Consider the following 17,360-nt stretch of genomic DNA (forward strand, 5'->3'; position numbering starts at 1 on the left):
CTATTAAGGCAGACCTCCATAAGATCCAGCTTTTCCATACGGACCGTGGAAAGTATATGTATGATTTGCTTCAACAACAAGGAGCGGGCCACATTAAGATTTTTGCTGGCGGGGGCGGGGTGGTCCCTTCAGAAATCAGAGAATTGCATGAATACGGGATTGCCAAAATCTTTTCCCCTGATGATGGCCGCGAACTAGGGTTACAGGGCATGATTAATCATATGATTCGGGAATGTGATCATCTAACACCAAAGCAGCTTGAACAAGATATTGCCGGCTTACATGAGAAAAACTGGGGATCCATTGCTAAATTAATTACCATTGCTGAAGGAATCCAAGTGAAATTTACATTCAAATAATTGTATCTACAAACTAGTAACCGAAATTTTAATCAGGTACATCATTTCATTTTAGCGGAAAATCAGCGGGACGTTTGGGATGAAATTAGGGGCTAACCATCCAATCACAGTTAATTCAGGAATACGAAGAGGGAGTGGCACCTCCTGCACCGGCACATACAAGAATAAGTCCATCCACGCCCGTTTGAGCTGCCTTTTTGGCATCCTCGACAGGACAAATCGGTTGGACGTCTCTTCTCGATGAAGTAATGTCTGCGGATCGATTTAAATATTCCACATGACCTCCCTGATAAGAACTCATGGCAATTCCTTGTACATCTTCTTGAATTGCAGCATTGACCACTTCTTCTACAGAGCGGTTATGTCCCAAATGGATAACTTCTAAGAGGAAAAAAAGTATACGAGGAGTTGCGGGAATTGAAAAGTATGGAACAATGTATTTCTTGTAGAAGGTATTTTTGTAAAAGTCAACTTTCATCATTACCAAACGTTTTTTTCATTTTAATCCAAAATACTGTCCACGATGCTTTCCCGATACTTTAGACAGATATCCCGAGTTTTTTATGATCGAAAACCTTGGAATGATATTTTTTAAAGACCTAAAAAGTTAATCCCTAATAAGGGTCCTAACATCAATCTAAAAGGAAACATGGAAACATGGCTTAGAGAAAACTCCGAGCCACATTTTATGTGAATTATACCGTGAATTTTTTTGTTACTATTCCGTGATATAAGATGTGATTTATCTTGTGTTTTACCAGCTTGCACCTTGTAAGTAAACCAGTAAACCCGTTAGTAGAAACCACCCATGCCCATTCCAGGGAAACCGCCCATACCCATTCCAGGGAAACCGCCCATGCCCATTCCAGGAAAACCGCCCATGCCCATTCCAGGGAAGCCACCCATGCCCATTCCAGGGAAGCCACCCATGCCCATTCCAGGGAAGCCACCCATGCCCATTCCAGGGAAGCCACCCATGCCCATTCCAGGGAAGCCACCCATGCCCATTCCAGGGAAGCCCATAACACGATAGTCTAATGTCATTGTTTTCACCCTCTTTTTTTTACTTCATAATCTTTAACATACTATGTTTATTACCAATTAGGGAGCTTATTCACTTTAAAATAGGCAGACTAACAACCCTATATAAGATAAGCTTTCAGGAATCATTGCTATACTCCAGATGAAGTTGGTTTACATTAGCAAAATGAGAGGATTTAAGATCCCAAAATTAACAAGGACGCATTTTTTTCGATATCAATACTCTATAAGTTCTGACACTATTTGTTTAGCATCAAAAAGCCGACTTCCAAGTTTGAAAATCGACTTTTAAAAAATTTTATTCAACTAAACTGACCATATATACAATATCTTCCATAACAAGGTTGATAGAATGGCCCTTTTCACTTTGACTATATGTAGCCAGTGATTGACAATAAACATTAATTTTTTACAGATCAAAAAAACTTTTTTGATGTACATTAGCAGCAGAAACCAGAAGAAAAACGATTAATTAAACGTCTTGTTAGAAAGCCAATTGAAAATAAAGAAGCTCGCGATGATTTTGTTAAGGTTTACATTAACAAACATTTAGAAAGTAGCTTAAATGATTGATTGAGATAAAAATTCATTGGAATACTAATGGTGTTTAGTTCAAACCTAATAAGTTTGGTGTCTTTTTTCGTTATTAATTTGCTGTTCTATTTTATAAAAATATATTTAAAAATAAGGGCTTAATCTTTCGGTTTTTTATATCAATTGATGCATAAGCTGATTATTAGCCGTTAGCCATCAGCCATATACCAAACATTACCTCCTTAGTTGCTTTATTTGCGTTCGATGCACTACAGCACAAAGACTAAAAAAAACCCATATAGGGTTTTTTTAGTCTTAATTAATAAAAGCAAGTTGCTCCAATGATGATTAATAAAATGAACAATACTACAATTAAAGCAAAACCGCCGCCGAAGCCAAATCCTCCACCACCGTACCCAAATCCACCGCAGCCGCCTCCACCAAGTCCGCCAAATCCTCCGTACATGGGTATTCCCCCTTTCAATTAGAATTTTAACTTCTTAATAAAATCCCCCGCCATATCCTCCGCCCATAAAGGACGCTCCTATAATAATAAGAAGGATAAACAATACAACCACTAAAGCAAATCCTCCGCCAGCTCCTGCACCATCCATAATACAAACCTCCTTTACATCTTCTTATACAAAATATGATTAAATTCAAAAGGTGTAAGGGCTTTTCTAAGAATTCAGAAGATGTTACTTTTTTATTTGTTTTTTTATTAAAGGGGTAGCGTCACATGCCCATCAAGCTAAGTTAAAACAATACCCCCAAAAATGAAAAAAATCTATGCTTATCGTAAGAAGTTTACGAGAAAGGATGGTTTTTTTTATGAATCCTATCATCTCCAGTGAACTGACACTTTTCGCACAAGAATTACAATAATTTCTATCTCCAATAGTCCTACAAGAAACCGCCAAACAAGTTGGTTTTGTGCAGCGATCTAGTAAGTATCAAGCAAATGAACTCATCGCCCTTTGCGTTTGGCTCAGCCAAGAAGTCGCTAGTACATCGCTTACGCAACTATGTAGTCGGTTAGAGGCTTCGACGGGTGTACTAATGAGCCAAGAGAGACTCAATCAACGCTTTAATCCAACAGCTGTCGCATTCCTCCGAGAAGTCTTTACTTCACTCCTAACACAAAAACTCTGTGCGACACAATCGCTATCTTCACACATGATTTCATCTTTCGAACGTATTCGGATTTTAGATGCGACTGTGTTTCAACTACCTGACTCCTTCGCCACTGATTATCAAGGCTCTGGTGGGAGTAGTAATACGGCAGGCGTGAAAATCCAATTTGAATACGATTTACTAAGTGGCCAATTTTTAAACATGCAGCTAGGACCGGGAAAGAACAATGATAAAACATACGGTACAATCTGTCTTGAGACCGTAAAGGAGGGCGATTTATGTTTGCGTGATCTTGGTTACTTCGATTTAGGAGACTTACAAGTCATTCATGATAAAGAGGCTTACTATATCTCGCGGTTGAAGCTGAATACACGCATTTATATCAGTAACCCTGAGCCAGAATACTTCAAAAATGGCACGTTAAAAAAGCAAACAGAATACATCCAGCTTGATATGACAAAAATTATGTCTGGTCTAGCCCCTGGTGAAACGATGGAAATCCCTAAGGCATACATTGGCCAAAATCAGAAGCTTCCGGCACGTGTCGTTATCCATCGTTTAACCGACGATTAAACGCAAACACGCCTGAAAAACCAAGCGATACGTGAAAAGAAGAAAGATATTGTCATGAAGGATAACAGTAAACGTTTAATGGGCATGAATGTATATTGCTAGAAGAAATACCGACGAATTACGTGCATTCATTGTACTCACTTCGTTGGCAGATTGAGATTTTGTTTAAAACGTGGAAGTCCTTCTTTGAAATTGATGAATGTAAAAATATGAAAAGAGAGCGCCTAGAGTGCCATTTATATGGACAACTCATTGGCATTCTCCTCTGTTCTTCTACGATGTTTCAATACGACGGCTTCTGCTTGAAAAGAAAAAGCAGGATCTGAGTGAATACAAAGCGATTTATATGATTAAAGATTACCTTTCCGTTACTGTTTCAAGCGATAGCAATTGGCACAAAAGAACTTTTGAAAATCTGCATCGCATTTATCGGCTGCTCAAAAAGAACGGTCGTAAGTGCCATCGGTATAAGAAGATGACCGTCTTTGATATTCTAGGGGTGGTGTATGAAACGACGGTGAAGCTTAGACAAGCTGCCTTATACAGCATTTTTGGGTAAGAAAGTGTTCATTTCTACTTGGCGGTTACAGGGGTACCCCTCCTAAACTATTTTTTTGATAATTTTCTTAATATATTTAATAAAAGAAGTGAACTTAATGCGACCATGGCCCTTTTTAGTGCATGTTCATATGCTATATCTTTCCCGATCACTAAATGGAAATCAGCTGCATCTCGGACGGTTGCACGCCCCTCTACTTCGTAACCATTTTTAAATATGAGTAGACAGATGACTGTTTTATTACTCATACGGTGGAATTTTTTCTCAGTAATCATTTCTTCTAATTTTATACGTTTGTCATCTTTCATTCTTCCATTACCAGAAAGAGGGATAACAATATGATCGTACATATGGTGGTTCTTACATGTAACCACAATCATTTCTTCGCCTTTATACTTAACGTGACTAATTTCTCCACATTTAGGACAAATACTATCGATACAAATACTATCGATGTACATTGTTAACTCTCCCTTTTTAAGTCGGCTTTCTCCTACTAACTTTTTGACAAAGGAAAATAAAGTACTTATAAGTATTATTATACAAGTATGGTATTTTTGTATGATTAGAGTTGAATTAGAGTTGGATTAGAGTTTTTGTAGAAAAAAATTTGTCCAATTAGGCAAAGCGTTGCAACTTCGCATTTTCCTGACGTACACCCTTTTTCGGACACCTCCACTAACCAATAGGACCCAGGAAAGAATCCGCGTAGTTTCCAGAAAAATTCAGTCTAAAAAACGCTCGTTTAATTTTGTCTAAAAGTTGTAAGTTTTGGACCCTGCAAAAAAACCGTGTTTTTTCTTTCTTTTATTTCCTGTTTCCTATCTAAAAGTTAATCTATAATAAATGTACAGGAAGTTATATATCTTTTAGACGGGAGTTATTAAGTATAGGTGAACTTGTTGGAGACGCGCGGGTAAGCACTTTAGATCAGGATTATTCCCCTACAATAAAGAAGCATAATATGTTCCAAACCTCCTTCAGAGAAAGAGAATTAGGAAGCATAGCTCTCAATATGCCTACTGCCTCCTCGTTTCTTTGTTTTGCCAAGTATAAAAGGAAAATAATGATTGATGAAATAAACCATAGGCACGATAAGAATGGATGCCATAAGGGTATAGATAAGTCCATTTATCACTGGGATTTCCAGCAGTTTTTCAGAATCTAATCCCGTATTTTGAATAACAAGATCGAATACACTGAAAACAATTTTTTGATGAAAAGCTAAATAAATAAGAGAATTGTCTCCTAAAAATAGCAGGATACTGTTTGTTTTCATTCGTTTAATAAGAATGACGAATGCACCGATTCCAGATAATGCGGAAATGTAAAACAGGAATACGTTCCCTATATTACTATTGTAAAGATCTACTCTTTCACCGGAATGAACAAAATTTAGATATCCTGTGACAATATTAATAGCCATGAAAAGCAGAAAAAGTTTGAAATTAATAAACTGCTCGAGCTTCATTTTGTATTCTTTATACAGATAACCTACTCCGTAAAACCCAACGCTGATCATGGTAACATCTATACTCCAAGGGAGCGGTTTTCCTATACACTTGTTATAAATACAACCAAGAGCCGAGACGAAAATGAGAACAATACCGATCCTTTTTTTTGTGCGCCCAAGTTTTGAAATTAAGTAAAATAACAATTCCGTACAAAGTAAACAATTCACAAACCATAAGGGGCCGCTCTGAACAGTCCAAGACGATTTTCTTATCGCAATAAAAGAACCTATAAATGGCATCAAAAGATTATGGTTATAATCAACTTGTCCAAAGTTAAACAAGATCACAAACCAAATATATGCAATAAACGAAAAACACAAATAAGGGAAAATCAATGTTTTCATCCTTCTAGAAATAAAGGCTCTAAGATTTGAAAATTTATCTGATTTAAATAAGTACCCCGACAGAAAAAAAAATAATGGCATATGAAAGGTATAGATATACGTTTTAATCGGGGCTGGAATATCTGTATGGCCCAACATGACCAGGAGGATTCCCAAGCCCTTGCCGATATCCAACCAATCAATTCTTTTATTCATTCTTTCCCCTCCTCTTTTTAAGTAAGAATCACGGATGCTATCTAATAAAGGAGATTAAACATGTAAAAAAAAGCACATAAAAAAGGATATAGTAGCTACCTTAAAGAAACCTTAAGATAAAAATAAAATAGCTAATAAAAAAGCATCTTTTCCCTATAGAAAGGTAGCTTAGTACTGCTCTATCATTTTTTAACAAATCTTAAGAGCTATCCACACTAGGACAATAAAATTTTGCTAAAAACTTTTCTACATTTGCTGCGGTGGTCTAATTCATGGATTGTAATGGGAGTTAATTTTGTGGTTTTTGAAAGAGGATAAATTTTTTTGAAGACCTGCACTAAAACTACTTTCTTGGCCTTTTTAATTGGTTACCGTAACAAAAATATTAAAAAAAAATGGAGTATTGAATGTCCAAATGATTTATTTACTCAACTCTATGAAAAAGGATTTATTGGCAGCCATTCATGTCATTTCAATTGTGGCGTGGTATGGCGAAGCAATATGTATATTATAATTGGGGATTTACACGAAAATAGAAAATAATGAAAATCCCAAACAATTTAACAAAAAGTAATGGGAACATCGGCCAATAGTTGCCATTAAACATATTTAATATTCAAACACAAATGTAAAATGATAATCAAAAAAGAAAGATTTGGTATTTTGCAATTTAGTCCCCTTTCTTAAGAAATACTATTTATATAAGACATAAAAATGCTTATAACTAAACCAGCTATAAAAAAAGCTGGTATAGAAAGTAAAATCTTCATTCTTAATGAAATGGCATAGGCATCCTTTGAATCAAAAACTTTTTGTAAATCAAGACTTTCTTCTTTTGGTATCATCCGGATTCCACAAACTACTAGTGGTTTTGATGCATCATTATCTTAAAAATCCAGCTAAAAAACAAGTGTTCTTTTGGTCATCTTTATTCTCAATTAAGTTTTTTTTAAGCTTCTTTTAGTATATTATTATTAATGGCTTTATCAGAAGTTAAAACTAAATTAGAAATGCTTCGACCTGTAGAAAACTTCGACAAAAGAATAAGTGTGTAATTTGAACTAGTAATGGACTAGATCCAAGCGTGTTAATAAAAATTGTACTTCTAGTTTATAATGTGGCTTTGTAATAATAACCTATTTCGGAAAACGAATGGAATTGTTCTTTATCTATTTTTATATGAGGTTATTTGATAACAAAAACTAAAAATTTATCTATTTTATTTGTAATTTAATTCAGGTGCAGGAATAGTGGTTAACGGCGCTTAGTTACCCTTTAAACAGAAATTCTTTAAAATATGGATGAAAGAGGGTAATGATACTTGATGAAAAAAGCGATCATTATTGCAATCATAAGTATTCTGGCATTAACAGGCTGCCAGAAAGAAGTAAAGCAATATAAGAACGGTAAATTAGTTTTTGAAGGTACCGTCGATGCTAATGGCTTACCTGAGAAGGGGAAACTTTACGATAGCCAGACCGGAAAAATCGCCTTTGAAGGCATATTTAGAAATGGACTTATGTTGAAGGGAACTCTGTATGATAAAAATGGAAAAAACCCACGTTCTTATCAAGAGTAAACCATTTTAAAGCTAAGGAGTGCAAATATGGGAAAATTAAAAATATTGGAACGGCTCAAGAATACGAACCTTACTTTTTTTGGGATTGCTGTTATTCTTTTTTGGATCAAAACATATGTGGCTTATCGAATTGAGTTCAAGCTGGGCATCGATAATAATATTCAGAAATTCTTATTAGCGATTAATCCTGCTAGTTCAGCTTTGTTCTTTTTAGGACTGGCTTTGCTATCTAAAAAGAGAACGAAATTATTTATGATTATCATAAATTTTTTATTATCGTTTTGGTTGTATGCTAATATCGTCTATTACCGATTCTTTAACGATTTTATAACGATGCCCGTCTTAACACAGGCAGGATCAAATGCAGGTGAACTTGGGGCTAGTGCTAACTCGCTAATGTCACCTTTTGATATTTTTTATTTCATAGACACCATTCTATTAATCTTCCTTGCTATAAGACTATTTAAAAAGGTTAAAGTTACCAAAAGAAGGTACTTCCAGTTTTCACTTTTATTATCTGTTGCCATCTTCTTATTTAATCTTGGTTTAGCGGAAAAAGATCGTTCGGATCTATTAACCCGTACATTTGACAGAAATTATTTAGTAAAATATCTAGGTACCTATAACTTTACCATTTACGATATCATTCAAAACATCAGGACATCCAGTGATCGTGCGTTAGCTAATAGCAGTGATATTACAAATGTGGAGAATTATCATAAAGCGAACTATACACCGCCAAATCCTGCTTACTTTGGTAAAGCAAAAGGCATGAATGTTATTTTCGTTTCCCTTGAATCTTTCCAAAACTTTATGATCGATTACAAGTTAAATGGACAAGAGGTTACACCATTTTTAAATTCCTTGGCACACGATAATAACACATTCTATTTTGATAACTTTTACCATCAAACTGGGCAGGGAAAAACTTCTGATGCTGAATTTTTAATGGAAAACTCCTTATATCCATTGAATCAAGGTGCTGTTTTTATTAACAAAGCTCAGAATACGTATCAAGCTACCCCTGCTATTTTAAAAGGCTATGGTTATAATTCTGCGGTTTTCCATGGCAACTATAAAACATTCTGGAACCGGAATGTCATGTATAAAGCTTTAGGATACGATCAATTCTTTGATGCAGCCTATTATGACATGAGTGCTGGCAATGTTAAAAACTATGGGATGAAGGATATCCCGTATTTCCAAGAATCCATGCCAATGCTCGAGAGTTTAAAGCAGCCTTTCTATACAAAATTTATCACTTTATCGAATCATTTCCCATTTGAAATGGATCCAGAAGATACAAATTTCCCTGCTGGTAATTTTGGCGATACCGTTGTAAATGACTATTTCCAATCTGCACATTACATGGATGAAGCACTCAAACAGTTTTTTGACGCTTTAAAAGCAGATGGTTTATATGATAAGTCTGTTATTGTTTTATATGGAGATCACTATGGACTCTCTCAAAACCATAATAAGGCAATGGCAAAAGTGTTAGGTGTAGATAAAATTACACCAACAATTAATGCCGAGTTGCAAGAGACCCCATTGTTTATTCATGTTCCAGGTGTACAGGGTAGCGTACAGCATCAATTTGGCGGTGAAGTGGATGTTCGTCCGACATTGCTTCATTTACTAGGAATAGATACAAAAGATTACATTGAATTTGGTTCTGATTTATTATCACCACAGAATCGTAATTGGGCTTTATTTAGAAACGGTGATTTTGTATCACCAGATGTTGATGAACTTAGTGGTAAATGTTATTCAACAGCAACTGGACAAGTCTTAGCGGATAAAAACGTATGTAAAGTCATTGACAGTAAAGTGAGATCTGAGCTTCAAATGTCTGATGATGTTGTAAGTAAGGATTTATTGCGATTCTATAAACCAAACGGTTTTACACCGATTAATCCAAATGATTATGAGTATTTAGGACCTAAAAAATCAAAAACAACCACTGTAACATCAGCTTCTGCAAAAACGAATTAACAAAATAAAATGAGTGGAGATTTGCACATAATCCTGTCAAGTAGACAATAAAAAAAAGAGTACACTAAGCTGCGGCCTTTTCTCGATATTCAATCGGGGAAAGGCCGTTAAATTTTTCTTGGAATCGATTCTGATTATAGTGAATATATTCATCTACAATTTTAAAAGCTTCATTAACTATCAATATATGGACGTGATCGTACCAGGTTTAAGGAAAGATAAATTCGGTTGTTGCAGGCAGTCGTGGAAAACTATCCTGTTTGAACAAGAACGTTTAAAAAAAGCTGAACCATCGTCTTGTTCAGCATCTTATTTTTATTTGTATGCTTTTCACCGAACCTTTTTCTAACCTCGAATAAATCCAACTTCTAATATACGGGCTACTATTACTTCATATCCAGTGTTTGTGTTACTTGCTTTTCAATACTGTTATAGTCCTCACCACTTTTTACATCACTACTACTAGATGCTACTGTAGCATCTAGTAGTTGCCGAGATAGCAAGGTATACATATCTTTCTCCTGAGGTGTGAGCGTAGCAGTATTTACTCCTTCTAGCAGCCATGAAACTGCTTCACTATTATTGTCATAGCCATTTAGGTCGCTACCAGTTCGTATCTTCTGAATATCCAGCTCAGCTTGTACAGCGTGGTTATAGAAATCCTTATCCATTCCTGCAGGTATCTTACTCCCAAATGCCCAGTGGTATATCGCAAACGCAATTCCTAAGACAGCCACCACGGATATTAACTTACTCATATACTCTTCCTCCCGAATGATGAATGATTTGTTTTTGGAGCTATATCACCAATATATTCGGAGATTTCATTTTTCTAACTTTCTCTCGCAAAAAAAACTGTATTAGTAGAAATCAAAGAAAGCACATCCATTAAGATGTGCTAGCTGTTTTTTCCTTCTTTAACCATTTCATCGGCTTTAGCTTAATGTTTAGTAAACAACTTGGTTATTCAAGAATATGGCCATTTAATGGAATAAAAGGAGAGCACATATTAGTCATGTATAATATGTGCTCTCTCCTTTATTATTTGAATGATCAAACACAGATGGTCTCCTGATCCCTTTTTAATTAACTCCCTGTTAGCTAAAGAACCGAACCTGTTTGAAAAATCTTTTTGTTTAACTTGTTTGTTTCCATTTAATTAATCATTTTGTTCCATTTGATCTAATTTCTTTATATACTTATTGGATATAAATAACAATAAGAAGGAGAGAATTAAACATCCACCCATAGTCAACAAGAGATATTGCATCCAGGCTCCGAGGAGTAAAATATCCATTCAAAATCCCCCTTTTAAAAGGAATGACCTGTCCTTTTTTCCTCTTTTCTTTCCATTTTATATTTCCTCTATTCTTGTAATCTGGACTTCTACTTTGAACATATCAGGATTTTTCTCTAAAACGGTAATAAATCGTTTGAGATCTTGATGGAGAATAAACCCTTCATTCTCTTTTTCAACTTTCATGGTAAAGGCAGGAACAGATTCCTGAACGGGCTCAACAGCTGTAGCTACATATTCAGCAGTTTTCTGAGATTCTATATAACTCTGTAATAATTGAGCTTGCTGCTCTACTATTAACTTTAATTTTTCTAATTCTTTTTGAGTATCGGTTAATTCCTCCTCTGTTTCTACAAATGTCAATGTCTCATTTTCTCCCGAAAGTTCTTCTTTTTTCGGCTCGATATCTGTATTCAAATCCATTTGGTTATGCTCATCAACATTTTCTTTCACTTTTGCTTCCTTTTTCTTTACCTTTTCCAGGCTCTTTTTCAATGTGTATCGGAGACTATAAACGCTTTTAACATCTTTCCCCCAAATCTTAGCAACCGAAGGCATATTAAAACATTCATTGTAATCATCTAATATTTGAAGTTGCTTTTCTTTCGGCAGCAATTTTAAGTCCTGGAAGTTTATTATATCTTCGGGCTTTGCTTCGAGCTTATCTCTTTTCGGTCCATCCTTATGCTCTTTTGAAGAGCTCGGTCTTTCTAAAATTCCATGCTTATAAAGAAGTTCATAATAAGAAGGACGATGGATGCCTAAAGCTTCAATAATATCTTTTGAAGTAAATTGCTCTCTCCATTTTATAAGAATATCTTTTTGTCTTTCGAGTGAATAAGATTTTAAAGTTTCGTAATCAGTTAATGATGTAAACATATTGTATTGTCGCACCTTTCCGGGTTTTGTGTAATCACGTTTTTCTTTCCCCCTAAGTAATGAAGAAGGAAAAATAATGGTTCCTGTATAGCCACGCTTCCCTGTTCTTGTGATGCACCCCTGTAGCTGCTAGTTTCTTAGATTTCACTTCAAGTCTAAATTCTCTTTCGATTTCATCCGATGAAAGCATATTCCCCCTCCGTTCAGTTATTAATTACCTTGAATCCCACAAACCAGTTTTCCATTAATCTTTTGTAATCTGATTAATCTACGGATTTATAAAAAAATCCACAAAAACTTCTATTCTTTAACAGTATCAATAACACGTCTGGTAAAAATTTACTTTTCTGTATCTTCTTCAGTGGTACGTGTAAGAACTTCTACATTATCTACTTGATTCCCTGCCAAGAAATATTCATCGTATTCCTCCCACGCTGTAAGTACTTTGAAGAATCATTTTGTGTTCAAGGAGAGTACACCCTGCCAGAACAAGTAGAAATATAGTAAAATCAATGTATATGTTTGATCAAACAGACTTGTTCAGAATAGGGTTGATAACCTTCCTACTTGGCCTATAATAAAAGACCCTAAGGAATGTTCCCTAGGGCCGTTTATAGATATCCAAACTATTATTTAACAGCTTCCTTTAATTCCTTGCCTGCTTTAAAAGATGGAATTTTAGAAGCTTGGATCTGAATTTCCTCACCAGTTTGTGGGTTACGACCGGTTCGAGCTGCACGTTCACGTACTTCAAATGTTCCAAACCCAATTAACTGAATTTTTATGCATCCACAGCTGCTGAGGCATCTTTCTTTGTTAGTTCTGCTTGTGTTGCAACAGCATTTACTAACTCTGTCTTATTCATATTCAATTCCCCCTTTTATTGGCTATCTTTAACTATTTCTCTATATGCAAAACAAATTCCTTTTCATACACCAACTTATAAGGGGTAGCGTTAGGAAACCGATTTACAACGTTAAGGAAATTCCAATATTAAATAGCCCAATTCCTCAGCACTAAAATTGAGAAATCGGGCTTTTTTCGTACTCCATAAACACGCCCTTTAATGGAACAACATGTCTAAATAAAATCCCAATAGGTTGACCTGAACGGTAACCTTGTAACTATATTGTTTTTATTTATCGAAAATCTCTTATTCTTGAAAACTCTGCTTATACAATCTGTATTTTAGACTATTGATATATCATAATAAATAGACTTTCTAAACCTAGTTCTTGATAATTTCTCGTTCATCTAGAGGTTGAACAGGACGATGATTATCTGGAAAGATTTGCTGAAATGCTTGAACTTGTTCTTTCGACATTTCAATTGGCTTTTCAAAAACAATCCATTTTACTTCTTCCGTACAAGGAGGCGTCGTTAATGAACCATTATAAGAAAAAGATGTTTGATCTGGAGGAAGTATAGCTTGTAAATCAATTGGTTCTTTTATAGAAATATCTTTTTCTGTTTTCTCTTCTGGTAATACATCCCAAACAGACGTCAATTTTTCATTCTCTTTTCCTTCTTGTATCATTACACCAAGGACGGCAATCTGACCGTTCTTATTTTGATGTACAAGATGAAGTTCCATATCATTTTGTTGACCGTTAAATTGATGCTCGCTTGGCGTATGGAAATGAAATTGAGTAAGTTTATAATCTTCTCCTTCAATGATTATTTTATTGCTTTGTGATATGGTGTTAGCTTGTACTGTATGACCGTTATGTATTAATGAAAAAGGTGTCGGCTTATATTGAATATTAACGTTTTCAATTTTTTCATTCGTTTCCACCTGAGAGTACTCGATATTAATTGGTGATTGTTCACTTCCACGTACACAGGATGCATAAGAGCGATCCAACTCCCCCCAATATTCAGGACCTGTTTCTCCTTCGTAAGACCAGTAGGCAGTCTGCATATCATTTTCCTCTTTTTTGTTTTTCTCCGTCTCAGTTGCCCTTTCTGCTTGGGGAACAGTTGTTTTCATAGTTTGTTCCGAGCAAGCTACTAGTGCTAAGTTTAAAGATACAGCTAAAAATGGATAAACGAGTTTCTTCATTTTGATATTGCCCTCCTTTTTTCTATATTCATTCATAGGATACTAGAAACTCGATAATTATAAAATTCTGATTTACAAAAATATGTCTAAATTTCATAATTTAGTTAATATTTACTATTCATTTATCCATATAAAGAATCATATAGCACACAATATTTATCATTTTATACTTCATTTATGAATCAACTCTTTTGGCTTCTTCAGAATCGTGTTAGCTAACTAAAAAAGCGAGTTTTTTTCTAGCCACTTATTCAATATACTGGCCCGTTTGTGGAATATGCCAGATAGCGTTCTTTACTTTTTATCAGTCTGTAGCGCTGTTCCCCTAAAATAGATTTGAATGTCTCACTTCTGAAGAAAACACCATTGCCTTAAGGCGATGGTGTTAAAAAATAGTCTATACATTTCTAAAAGTTAGGCAATGCATCCACTGCATCTGCCAAATCACTATACGAATCCTTCAAGTATCTACTTGTTGTCGCGATGTTACTGTGGCCGGCGAGTCTTCTTACTTTTTCAATATCATTATTCGTCGCTTTTAGCATCCATTTGCAAAACGTATGACGGAACATATGAGGAGTCAGTTTTTTATTTGGCAAGCTGTAATTTTCGATCATCGTCTGAATTCCGCGAACCGTAAACCTTGGTGATCGCTGGCTGTAAAAAACATAAGGGTAATCCTCAACATACAGTTTCTGAGTCGCCATTTCTGCCCGAAAGTCCAGCCAATCCCGGATTTCAGCCAGTAGTGTATTTGAAATGGGAACGGTTCTGACCTTCATCCCTTTTCCGACGATTCGAATACGCTTCAAGTCTAAATCAATGTCCGTTAATTTTAAATTTGAAAGTTCATCCACACGCAGGCCGGCATAAGTAAGTATATAAATAATGGCCCGATCACGGCGATACTTTTCTTCCGGATTCACTCCCCTGCTTCTGACGGGTTTCTTCCTTATTATATGGAGTAAATTTTCAAACTCATCTTCCGTTAGCCACATGATCTTTTCAGAATCTTCATCGGCAGATTTCAATTCCTGTATTTCTTGCATTGGATTATGCTGCATTTTTTTCATTTTAGTGGCCCAGGCGTAAAAGCTGCGTAAGGAATTGAGGCGCCTATTGATCGTTGAAGTCGCGAGTTGTTTTATATCCACCGGATTCAGCATCAAGTGGATCCACTTTCGAATGTCTGCTGCCGTAACATAATCACCCGGTTTAATATTGGTCTCATGGAAAAAACTGTTTAAATCATTCGAATAGGAAATGATGGTATTTTTTGATTTTCCTTGTTTCTGAAGATATAAAATATAATCTCGATACAATCTCTTCACGCCCTTAACTTATATGCTGAGTTTATGTATGAAAAAAACAGGTTAAAAGAATAGTATTTTCAACCTTATATGCTGAGTATAACATAAGAAAAAGGGTTATAAACGTGTATAATGTATATTATATGACTAGTTAAAATTCATTCTAGCACACGTTAGTAATTAATTTTTATATATTAAAAGCATTTCAATAATGAATTACATACTGTTTATTTGCTTTCTATCTATAAAAAAGGACAGGAAATGGACTTTATTTCCTGCCCTCAACCATTTCCATCTATTTTATTGTTTTCTTAAAGATCTTCTGTATTGGTATTGTTTCCATTGATATCTTATAAAGCAGCCAACACAAAATCCTAAAATTGCGATAAATGCAGCTGCAGCAACCATAATGGTAAAGACATAACCTAATATGGTCCAATTCATTAGAAAACTTATTAATCCTCCTGCGAGACAAATGACGGAAATCGTTTGATTGAATTGCTGCTGATCCCATTCCTCAGGAATATATTGTGATGGGTGCTTTCTTAAAAACAGCTTAGCGATGCGCATTACAGGATTAAATCCGAAAAATAAGCCCATTAAACCTGCTAATAAAGGGATTGCAAGGATCGATTCTTGCTTAGTTATCCAAGTGAACAATACAGACACCACAATAAACCACTGATTTGTTCGAACAAGAGGACGAGGAACTGAACGTACTTGACTTTCCATTAAATCCAACCTCCCTTATCAGTTTTATGTGATTTGCTTTGATTTTACTCCTATTTTTCTATTTTTTGAAGAAAAAAAGCAGAATTTACTTGGGGGTTCATGATACGTAACCCAATAAAGTGTGTTTAATTTTGTTGTTCTCTCAAATTACCAATTCTAAATATTTGAATAATCTGAAAACTATTAGTATAATAGAAAAAAGGTCAAGGAGTTGATTTCTTATGAAAAAGAATTTGCTTAATTCACCTCAACTTGAAGTTAATGTCATGGATTCTCTATTTGCTGAAATGGTATTAGACAAAGCCCTTCGGGATTTCCGAAAAGAGAAAATTCAAAAGAAAATCGACCTGTCCTTACGAGACAAAGATAAACCGGAATTCCTAAGATTAACAGAGGAATTAAAGAAAGTTTCTTAACATTGTTTTATGTAATCGTTCTTATAAGCAGTATAAAGGATCTTCCAGCACTGGAAGATCCTTTATACTGCTTGTTGAACTAAAGCCCCCGTTACTTTAAGTGTAATATTCCACAAACTTTACTGTGCTGTTCTTCAGTTAAAGTTTTCTGTGCTTTTCACATAACCATAGATGCAAATTGTATTATCCTCTTTAACAAAAGGGATTTTTAATTTTTTTAACATCGCTACGAATCATGGGGGGACTACACAGAACGGAATCTTTATTTGTCAGGGTAATTTTAAAGAAAAAAAGAATGGAGTATGCACAGATTCCATCCCCACATAAAGAAAAATACTTTAGAGAAGAAATATAAAATTGCTAAAAAAACTAAGGCTACAGGCGATTTTAAGCGAATTAATTTTAATTTAATGGGTAATTTATCATTCAATTCAATTAAAAAGCCCTGCTTAATTACTTTTATGAAGGTTTTAACCAAGGTACAAATAAAATCGACTTTATTTAAATGGATAGTTCAATTATTTCAGCAGCGTAGAGGCCGGTCGTTTCCGTATCGAGAATAACAAAATCTTTACTAAATAATTCTTTTAATGGCCCGCATTAAGTCTTCCAATGATTTAAGATCTCCACTGATGGCTCCCAGTGTTACTTCTTGAATATCTTTTAATTCCCCGGTTTTAATTTTCTTCATTTTGTAATCGTAAAGGAATGCTTCAAGCATTTTACCGTATGATATCCAGAATGTTTCACTTTTACTTTAGTCGTTATTTTGCATTGTAAAGGGTATCGCCAGGAAAATACGGATTTTATAACGTTAGGAGAATTCCAATATAAAAA

16 protein-coding genes and 3 pseudogenes are annotated in these 17,360 nt (G+C 35.0%); 5 read left to right on the plus strand and 14 right to left on the minus strand.

The genetic code is table 11. The features are described 5' to 3' along the window. Window positions 1-329: pseudogene (locus JN080_RS26950) on the plus strand (hypothetical protein); the annotation flags it as partial. A gap of 145 nt (window positions 330-474) precedes the next feature. On the opposite strand, the gene JN080_RS26955 reads toward JN080_RS26950, so the two are convergent. The 4 genes from JN080_RS26955 to JN080_RS26970 form a co-directional block, all read right to left on the minus strand. Beyond that, window positions 475-729, minus strand: coding sequence for a hypothetical protein (locus JN080_RS26955; RefSeq protein WP_256239041.1), 255 nt, complete (start codon window positions 727-729; stop codon window positions 475-477). A 422-nt stretch (window positions 730-1,151) separates the two neighbouring features. After that, window positions 1,152-1,403, minus strand: a complete 252-nt coding sequence (locus JN080_RS26960) for a hypothetical protein (RefSeq protein ID WP_256239042.1) — start codon at window positions 1,401-1,403, stop codon at window positions 1,152-1,154. An 850-nt stretch (window positions 1,404-2,253) separates the two neighbouring features. After that, a complete protein-coding gene (locus JN080_RS26965) occupies window positions 2,254-2,400 on the minus strand; it encodes a YjcZ family sporulation protein (RefSeq protein WP_256239043.1) in 147 nt (48 codons plus the stop codon). 34 nt (window positions 2,401-2,434) lie between these two features. Next, window positions 2,435-2,548 (minus strand): YjcZ family sporulation protein, encoded by a 114-nt coding sequence (locus JN080_RS26970; RefSeq protein ID WP_305475225.1) that lies wholly within the window; start codon window positions 2,546-2,548, stop codon window positions 2,435-2,437. Window positions 2,549-2,831: 283 nt separating this feature from the next. On the opposite strand from JN080_RS26970, the pseudogene JN080_RS26975 reads away from it, so the two are divergent. Beyond that, window positions 2,832-4,200: pseudogene (locus JN080_RS26975) on the plus strand (IS4 family transposase). 47 nt (window positions 4,201-4,247) lie between these two features. On the opposite strand, the gene JN080_RS26980 reads toward JN080_RS26975, so the two are convergent. From JN080_RS26980 to JN080_RS26990, 3 genes are all read right to left on the minus strand, one after another. Further along, window positions 4,248-4,661 (minus strand): Gp49 family protein, encoded by a 414-nt coding sequence (locus JN080_RS26980; RefSeq protein ID WP_256239044.1) that lies wholly within the window; start codon window positions 4,659-4,661, stop codon window positions 4,248-4,250. Window positions 4,662-5,194: 533 nt separating this feature from the next. Then, window positions 5,195-6,253 carry an acyltransferase family protein gene (locus tag JN080_RS26985; protein WP_256239045.1) on the minus strand — a complete coding sequence of 353 codons (1,059 nt, stop codon included), beginning with the start codon at window positions 6,251-6,253 and terminating at the stop codon, window positions 5,195-5,197. A 683-nt stretch (window positions 6,254-6,936) separates the two neighbouring features. Then, window positions 6,937-7,098 (minus strand): hypothetical protein, encoded by a 162-nt coding sequence (locus JN080_RS26990; protein ID WP_256239046.1) that lies wholly within the window; start codon window positions 7,096-7,098, stop codon window positions 6,937-6,939. Window positions 7,099-7,577: 479 nt separating this feature from the next. Here JN080_RS26990 and JN080_RS26995 point away from each other — a divergent pair, with 479 nt between their 5' ends. Further along, window positions 7,578-7,832, plus strand: a complete 255-nt coding sequence (locus JN080_RS26995; RefSeq protein WP_256239047.1) for a hypothetical protein — start codon at window positions 7,578-7,580, stop codon at window positions 7,830-7,832. A 27-nt stretch (window positions 7,833-7,859) separates the two neighbouring features. After that, on the plus strand, window positions 7,860-9,827 hold the full coding sequence (gene ltaS / locus JN080_RS27000; protein WP_256239048.1) for a lipoteichoic acid synthase: 1,968 nt from the start codon (window positions 7,860-7,862) through the stop codon (window positions 9,825-9,827). A gap of 64 nt (window positions 9,828-9,891) precedes the next feature. Here ltaS and JN080_RS27005 read toward each other — a convergent pair whose 3' ends face one another. The 7 genes and pseudogenes from JN080_RS27005 to JN080_RS27035 all read right to left on the minus strand — a co-directional run bounded on the left by JN080_RS27005 (window position 9,892) and on the right by JN080_RS27035 (window position 16,107). Beyond that, window positions 9,892-10,014, minus strand: a complete 123-nt coding sequence (locus JN080_RS27005; protein ID WP_375141787.1) for an IS3 family transposase — start codon at window positions 10,012-10,014, stop codon at window positions 9,892-9,894. A 199-nt stretch (window positions 10,015-10,213) separates the two neighbouring features. Then, window positions 10,214-10,585: a hypothetical protein gene (locus JN080_RS27010; RefSeq protein WP_256239049.1), complete on the minus strand. Its 372-nt coding sequence runs from the start codon at window positions 10,583-10,585 to the stop codon at window positions 10,214-10,216. Window positions 10,586-11,181: 596 nt separating this feature from the next. Next, window positions 11,182-12,003, minus strand: a complete 822-nt coding sequence (locus JN080_RS27015) for a hypothetical protein (RefSeq protein ID WP_256239050.1) — start codon at window positions 12,001-12,003, stop codon at window positions 11,182-11,184. A gap of 629 nt (window positions 12,004-12,632) precedes the next feature. Then, window positions 12,633-12,868, minus strand: a pseudogene (locus JN080_RS27020) (HU family DNA-binding protein). Window positions 12,869-13,231: 363 nt separating this feature from the next. Continuing rightward, complete coding sequence (locus tag JN080_RS27025) at window positions 13,232-14,065, minus strand: carbonic anhydrase (RefSeq protein ID WP_256239051.1); 834 nt, start codon at window positions 14,063-14,065, stop codon at window positions 13,232-13,234. Window positions 14,066-14,472: 407 nt separating this feature from the next. Further along, window positions 14,473-15,387, minus strand: coding sequence for a tyrosine-type recombinase/integrase (locus JN080_RS27030; RefSeq protein WP_256239052.1), 915 nt, complete (start codon window positions 15,385-15,387; stop codon window positions 14,473-14,475). Between the two features lie 288 nt (window positions 15,388-15,675). Next, window positions 15,676-16,107 (minus strand): DUF4395 domain-containing protein, encoded by a 432-nt coding sequence (locus JN080_RS27035; protein ID WP_256239053.1) that lies wholly within the window; start codon window positions 16,105-16,107, stop codon window positions 15,676-15,678. 221 nt (window positions 16,108-16,328) lie between these two features. Here JN080_RS27035 and JN080_RS27040 point away from each other — a divergent pair, with 221 nt between their 5' ends. Continuing rightward, window positions 16,329-16,523: an IDEAL domain-containing protein gene (locus JN080_RS27040; RefSeq protein ID WP_256239054.1), complete on the plus strand. Its 195-nt coding sequence runs from the start codon at window positions 16,329-16,331 to the stop codon at window positions 16,521-16,523. The last annotated feature ends 837 nt before the right edge of the window (window positions 16,524-17,360 follow it).

The sequence above is a fragment of the Bacillus sp. EB600 genome, from assembly GCF_024494385.1.
In the GTDB taxonomy this organism is placed as follows: Bacteria; Bacillota; Bacilli; order Bacillales; family Cytobacillaceae; genus JAEVLT01.

Coding starts and splice junctions, on each gene's coding strand:
- JN080_RS26960 (WP_256239042.1), bottom strand. CDS start 1,403: ATGACATTAGACTATCGTGTTATGGGCTTCCCTGGAATGGGCATGGGT.
- JN080_RS26965 (WP_256239043.1), bottom strand. CDS start 2,400: ATGTACGGAGGATTTGGCGGACTTGGTGGAGGCGGCTGCGGTGGATTT.
- JN080_RS26970 (WP_305475225.1), bottom strand. CDS start 2,548: ATGGATGGTGCAGGAGCTGGCGGAGGATTTGCTTTAGTGGTTGTATTG.
- JN080_RS26980 (WP_256239044.1), bottom strand. CDS start 4,661: ATGTACATCGATAGTATTTGTATCGATAGTATTTGTCCTAAATGTGGA.
- JN080_RS26985 (WP_256239045.1), bottom strand. CDS start 6,253: ATGAATAAAAGAATTGATTGGTTGGATATCGGCAAGGGCTTGGGAATC.
- JN080_RS26990 (WP_256239046.1), bottom strand. CDS start 7,098: ATGATACCAAAAGAAGAAAGTCTTGATTTACAAAAAGTTTTTGATTCA.
- JN080_RS26995 (WP_256239047.1), top strand. CDS start 7,578: ATGAAAAAAGCGATCATTATTGCAATCATAAGTATTCTGGCATTAACA.
- ltaS (WP_256239048.1), top strand. CDS start 7,860: ATGGGAAAATTAAAAATATTGGAACGGCTCAAGAATACGAACCTTACT.
- JN080_RS27010 (WP_256239049.1), bottom strand. CDS start 10,585: ATGAGTAAGTTAATATCCGTGGTGGCTGTCTTAGGAATTGCGTTTGCG.
- JN080_RS27015 (WP_256239050.1), bottom strand. CDS start 12,003: ATGTTTACATCATTAACTGATTACGAAACTTTAAAATCTTATTCACTC.
- JN080_RS27025 (WP_256239051.1), bottom strand. CDS start 14,065: ATGAAGAAACTCGTTTATCCATTTTTAGCTGTATCTTTAAACTTAGCA.
- JN080_RS27035 (WP_256239053.1), bottom strand. CDS start 16,107: ATGGAAAGTCAAGTACGTTCAGTTCCTCGTCCTCTTGTTCGAACAAAT.
- JN080_RS27040 (WP_256239054.1), top strand. CDS start 16,329: ATGAAAAAGAATTTGCTTAATTCACCTCAACTTGAAGTTAATGTCATG.